Raw genomic sequence first — 5,332 nt, forward strand, 5'->3', positions numbered from 1 at the left:
ACAAACCTGTGGCGAGACCGTCATCGGTCGGGATGGCCAGCGGCGGCCATGCGGGGTTGTCTGCCCAAATGCCAGAGCCCTGACGATTCACAGAAGCAGACACCACAGCGGACAACAAACCTGTGACGAGACCGTAATCGGCGAGGATGGCCAGCTGCGGCCATGCGGGAGGGTCTGCCCAAATGCCAGAGCCCTGTCAGTTCACAGAAGCAGCTGCCACAGCTGGCAACAAACCTGTGACGAGACCCTAATCTGCGAGGATGGCCAGCTGCGGCCATGCGGGGCTATCCTCACAAATGCCAGAGCACTGAGCGATCATAGATTGAGATACCACACCGGGCAACAAACCTGTGACGAGACCATAATCAGCGAGGATGGCCAGCCCCGGCCATGCGGGAAACTCTGCAGAAATGCCAGAGCTCTGCAGGATCACAAATCCAGATACCACAGCCGGGCAGCAAACTTGTGACCTTATCATAATCGGCGAGGATGTCCAGCCGTGACCATGCGGGATGGTCTGCCCAAACGCCGGAGCCCTGTGGAACACAACACCTCTCCGGTCAGAGCCGAAGAGGTATCAGTAAGAAAGGAGTTAATAAAAGCGTTACAAACTCAAAACTTTCTCGCCGCGAGCGATACCCGTAGTACCACTACGAACCACTTCCAGCACCTGAGTCTGACCGATAGCGGCAATAAAGCCATCCAGTTTGTCCTGGGTACCGGCCAGCTGAATGGTATAAACCGAGCTGGTGACATCGACTATCTGCCCCCTGAAGATGTCCGCAGTGCGTTTTACTTCAGCTCTCAGTGGGCCGCTTGCACGTACCTTAATGAGCATCAGTTCACGTTCAACATGATGGCCTTCGGTCAAATCCACCAGCTTAACGACATCAATCAGCTTGTTGAGCTGCTTGGTGATCTGCTCAATCACTTGTGGATTACCGGAAGTGGTCACTGTCAGACGAGACAACGTCTCATCTTCAGTAGGCGCAACGGTCAGGGTTTCAATGTTGTAATTACGCTGGGAAAATAACCCGACAATACGTGACAAGGCGCCCGGCTCGTTTTCTACCAGTACAGAGATAATCCGTCTCATCAGGTTCTCTCCGTCTTGCTGAGCCAGAGGTCACACATGCCGCCATCCTTGATTTGCATCGGATAGACATGCTCATTGGGATCAACCTGAATGTCCATAAATACCAGACGATCTTCCAGAGAAAAGGCTTTTTCCATCGCAGGCAGCAGCTCCTCCGGGCGAGTGACCCTTATACCTATATGTCCATAAGACTCTGCCAGTTTAACGAAGTCAGGCAGAGACTCCATGTAGGAGTGTGAGTAACGGCTGTCGTACTGCATATCCTGCCACTGTCGTACCATACCCAGCGCCTGGTTGTTGATGTTAATCACCTTCAGGTGCAAATCATATTGCAGGCAGGTTGACAGTTCCTGAATATTCATCTGGATACTGCCTTCACCGGTCACACAGGCCACCTGTTCCTCAGGGAAGGACAATTTGATACCCATGGCCGCTGGCAGGCCGTAACCCATGGTGCCAAGACCACCGGAGCTGATCCAGCGATTCGGCTTGTTAAAACGATAGTGCTGGGCAGCAAACATCTGATGCTGACCTACGTCGGTGGTCACAAAGGCATCACCTTTGGTAACTTGATAAAGAGACTCAATCACCTGCTGGGGCTTGAGAATGTCGTCAGCTTTCTCATAAGTAAACAGGCCTTTTTCTCTCCAGGAATCAACGCTTGCCCACCATTCTGCCCGAGCGGCATTGTCCTGAGAACCCTGATACTCGTCTAACTGAGAGAGCATGTTTTCCAGAACAGCATCGACCGGTCCCACGATGGGGATGTCGGCCACAACATTTTTGGAAATGCTGGCCGGATCTATATCTATATGGATGATCTTGGCGTCCGGACAGAACTTTTCAGTATTATTGGTCACCCGGTCATCAAAACGGGCACCCACCGCCAGAATCAGGTCGGATTGATGCATGGTTTTGTTGGCACAATAGCTGCCATGCATTCCCAGCATTCCGACAAACTGACGATCAGACCCCGGGAAACTCCCCAGACCGTTCAAAGTATTGGTGACAGGCACGTCCAGCTTTCTGGCCAGTTCTGTCAGTAACTTTGATGCCTGTCCCAAAACCACACCACCACCGGCATAAATAACCGGTCTGCGAGCTTTCATCAGCAGTTCAACCGCTTTGCGAATCTGCCCGTTATGACCCTTGGCAGGCGGGTTGTAAGAACGGATTTTGACCTTTTCCGGGTACTTGTACTCGTATTTCTTTGTCAGGTCGGTAATGTCCTTGGGAATATCAACCACCACAGGACCTGGCCGCCCGGTCTGGGCAAGATGGAAAGCCTTGCGGATAACCTCTGGAATATCTTCAGCTTTCTTCACCAGGAAGCTGTGCTTGACGATAGGTCGGGAGATACCCACCATATCCACTTCCTGGAACATGTCAGTCCCGATAAAGCCGGACGGTACCTGACCCGAAATCACCACCATGGGAATAGAATCCATATAGGCGGTGGCAATACCAGTGATCGTATTGGTAGCGCCTGGTCCTGATGTCACCAGCGCAACTCCGGGCTTACCTGTAGCCCGAGCATAGCCGTCAGCCATATGGGTAGCTGCCTGTTCATGGCGCACCAGAATATGGGTAACGGCTTTTTGTCTGAAGATCGCGTCGTAGACGTGCAACAAGGCTCCACCAGGATACCCGTATATATACTCTACCCCTTCATCAGCCAACGAACGGACCACCATGTCCGCGCCGGATAAAAGCTCCACGTTTGCTTACCCTCGGCAGTACTAATTATTAGAAATGAATCGGCTTGACGCCGTTGAGCTAATGCTCATGAACAGCCCATGCTGCCTGAGCGGTTAGGGACTCCGGCCTCTCTTTTTTCACAGCGTACAAAGCAACAAACGCTGTACTCAAGGCCTCAACATTCCTGTATGGGTAGGGTCAGGAATCTGGCACATGACGCCCGGCAAGGCTCATCTGCCAGCATTCCAAGGAATGCTCTGATCAGGGAATGGATAAGTCCCCCGGATTGTCGCATAAACCCCCGAATTCACCTGATTAGGTAGCCCCGGGAGGACACATTCTTTACCTTCACTGGAGCAGAGTCAATAGCGGAACGTAGCAGAATTACGGAAATTGCGTACATTTTAGTGGTAAGGATAAGTATTCAAGATAATCACCACCCTGTCACTCACCCTCTGGCTTTAGCTCAACATCCAGACTCGAACGACAGCGAACGTCCAACCTCAGCGTCGTCTTATCTTATAGTCTGAGAACGTAGCCATGCCCATTTTCATAGTGATCGTCAGCAGAACGACCACTCGCAGAGTGTTACTGGAATTCTTAGATAAGCATGATAGAGGGAACCCGTTTTATTACATGAAATCGGGCAGGGTGAAGGATGATTCCAAATCGTATTGGGGACAGAAGTTCAATAACCTTGTTCAGTTACATGGAAGACTGACAAGACTCGATTCAGCGGCATAGCCTTTAAATCAGTGGTTGCCAACAGGCAATCCACCGGATTTTATCATTGGGTGGCGTGTTAGTTGTTGGGGAGGCGTTGACGGATGAGTAATTCTAACTGTTCTATTTTTTCGTCGCTACGTTTAAAGCCTGCATGGGTGGCTTCAGTAAGAGCACCAATGGCAGTTTTAATTTCTGAGAGTTCACGGTCATGCTGTGCAAAGCGCAAGCCATTTTCCCGCTGGTTTTCCATTACAATCTTATGTGTTTCCCCGGTAATCTCGATGAGCCGGTGTACGGCGTTATCCAGCGATTCAAAATAGGATTCAAGTCTCCCTGCACGATGCTCCAGTGACATACCGCGTTTCGTTATCATTTATTGTGAAAGCAGTCAGCATAGCAGATATTGAGAGATTGCACGGAGACACCTAACATACCTACTCAGGGACATCCTTATCGGTTGGAAACATAATGCCTACTCAGGGACATTCTGATCGGCTGGTAACATAATGTCTGGTTCAGCCTCACCGCCAATGACGTCGTCGGGTTGAGGGGCGCAGCCTCGGAAAGAACTGGAAGAGTTGTTATGTTGCAGCTTGTGGCACAAAACTGATTTTTACTTTATACCCAATCGCCTTTGCATAATCTTCGATAGTTGACAACTTTGGAGATGTTTTAGAATTTACATTCTCCAAGCGTGAAATATTACTTTTTTGCGTATGCAGAATTTCAGCCAGTTCTTCCTGGGTTAAGCCTGCTTCTTTACGAAGGGCAATAAGCTGCTTACGTAATTCATAAGCAAGCTCAAGCTCTTCGTACTCTGCCCTCACTTTTGGATTTTCAAGAGCTTTTTTCTTGAAATCAGAAAATGTTGGTCTTGTCATTTTTTGACCTCCTTCATCCGCTTTTTGGCAAGATCCAGCTCTTTTTTAGGCGTTTTCTGTGTTTTCTTGATGTAGGAGTTGAGGATGATGACCTCTTGCCCCTTGACCTGACAAAACAGAGAACGACCTATGCCTTCTTTGCCTTTTGCTCTGATCTCGAAGAGACCATCACCCATTGGAGCTGTATATGGCTTGCCCAAAGCAGGGCCAAATTCTTCAATCATTTCAGCTAGATGGATGAAGTTAGCCAAGATTCCCTCGGGGAAGCTCAGGGTCTCTTCCTCTACCTTCTTGCTGTAAAACGTAATTCGCCACTTCATACAGAAAGGTTATCATACTTGATAACTCTTGCAAGAAATAGTTCCCTGATATTTGTGAAGAGCCTGCTTGCTGCAATATATGGAGGAGACCGGGGATGCTGAAACTTTCAAACAGATGACCACTGATCTGCCTGCTGAGCAGGCGGTAGAGACTGTGAGAAATGCTTCGTTTTTTGGGCGGTTGATGGGTTTGAGTAAGTCAGTATTTCAGCTACGAATTTCAGACAATAGCTCTGGATGATTGTCCAGCAGTCTGAACAGTTTTACCAGTGAAAGTGGTGGTTTGGTTTTGCCATTTTCGTATCGGGAAAATGCGTTAACCCCTCCACCAAACATCTCTCCGGCCTCTTTCTGGTCAAGAGTCAGCTTTTTACGGACATTCGCAAATTCCTCGAAATATTCCTGACTCAAGAAAAGCCCCAGCAAAGAAGCTCCTGCTACTGTGAGGTTTTTTAGGGTATATCAGATGGGGTATTTATTGAAACACAGTTTTATTTGATAAAAGTAATTCAATTAAATCAATGAGTTAAAGCTTTTTCAATATTCTGCCAGAAATTACTTACATTTAGTGGTAAAAGTAAGTATTCAAGATAATCACCACCCTGTCACTC

7 protein-coding genes are annotated in these 5,332 nt (G+C 48.7%); 1 reads left to right on the forward strand and 6 read right to left on the reverse strand.

Going from position 1 to position 5,332, the window contains the following annotated elements; all coding sequences use genetic code 11:
- On the forward strand, positions 1 to 469 hold a 469-nt coding region (locus tag KDK16_RS05300), incomplete at its 5' end, for a hypothetical protein (protein WP_257275022.1).
- 135 nt (positions 470 to 604) lie between these two features.
- Here KDK16_RS05300 and ilvN read toward each other — a convergent pair.
- The 6 genes from ilvN to KDK16_RS05330 all read right to left on the reverse strand — a co-directional run bounded on the left by ilvN (position 605) and on the right by KDK16_RS05330 (position 5,147).
- Complete coding sequence (ilvN, locus tag KDK16_RS05305) at positions 605 to 1,096, reverse strand: acetolactate synthase small subunit (protein ID WP_257275023.1); 492 nt, start codon at positions 1,094 to 1,096, stop codon at positions 605 to 607.
- On the reverse strand, positions 1,096 to 2,814 hold the full coding sequence (locus KDK16_RS05310; protein ID WP_257275024.1) for an acetolactate synthase 3 large subunit: 1,719 nt from the start codon (positions 2,812 to 2,814) through the stop codon (positions 1,096 to 1,098). The genes ilvN and KDK16_RS05310 overlap by 1 nt, the downstream gene beginning before the upstream one ends.
- A 782-nt stretch (positions 2,815 to 3,596) precedes the next feature.
- Positions 3,597 to 3,893 (reverse strand): hypothetical protein, encoded by a 297-nt coding sequence (locus tag KDK16_RS05315; RefSeq protein ID WP_257275025.1) that lies wholly within the window; start codon positions 3,891 to 3,893, stop codon positions 3,597 to 3,599.
- 208 nt (positions 3,894 to 4,101) lie between these two features.
- Positions 4,102 to 4,401, reverse strand: a complete 300-nt coding sequence (locus KDK16_RS05320) for a helix-turn-helix domain-containing protein (RefSeq protein WP_257275026.1) — start codon at positions 4,399 to 4,401, stop codon at positions 4,102 to 4,104.
- Positions 4,398 to 4,721 (reverse strand): type II toxin-antitoxin system RelE/ParE family toxin, encoded by a 324-nt coding sequence (locus KDK16_RS05325; RefSeq protein ID WP_257275027.1) that lies wholly within the window; start codon positions 4,719 to 4,721, stop codon positions 4,398 to 4,400. The genes KDK16_RS05320 and KDK16_RS05325 overlap by 4 nt, the downstream gene beginning before the upstream one ends.
- A 207-nt stretch (positions 4,722 to 4,928) precedes the next feature.
- Positions 4,929 to 5,147: a type II TA system antitoxin MqsA family protein gene (locus KDK16_RS05330; protein ID WP_306670732.1), complete on the reverse strand. Its 219-nt coding sequence runs from the start codon at positions 5,145 to 5,147 to the stop codon at positions 4,929 to 4,931.
- Between the last annotated feature and the right edge of the window lie 185 nt (positions 5,148 to 5,332).

This window comes from Endozoicomonas sp. SESOKO4 (assembly GCF_024606275.1).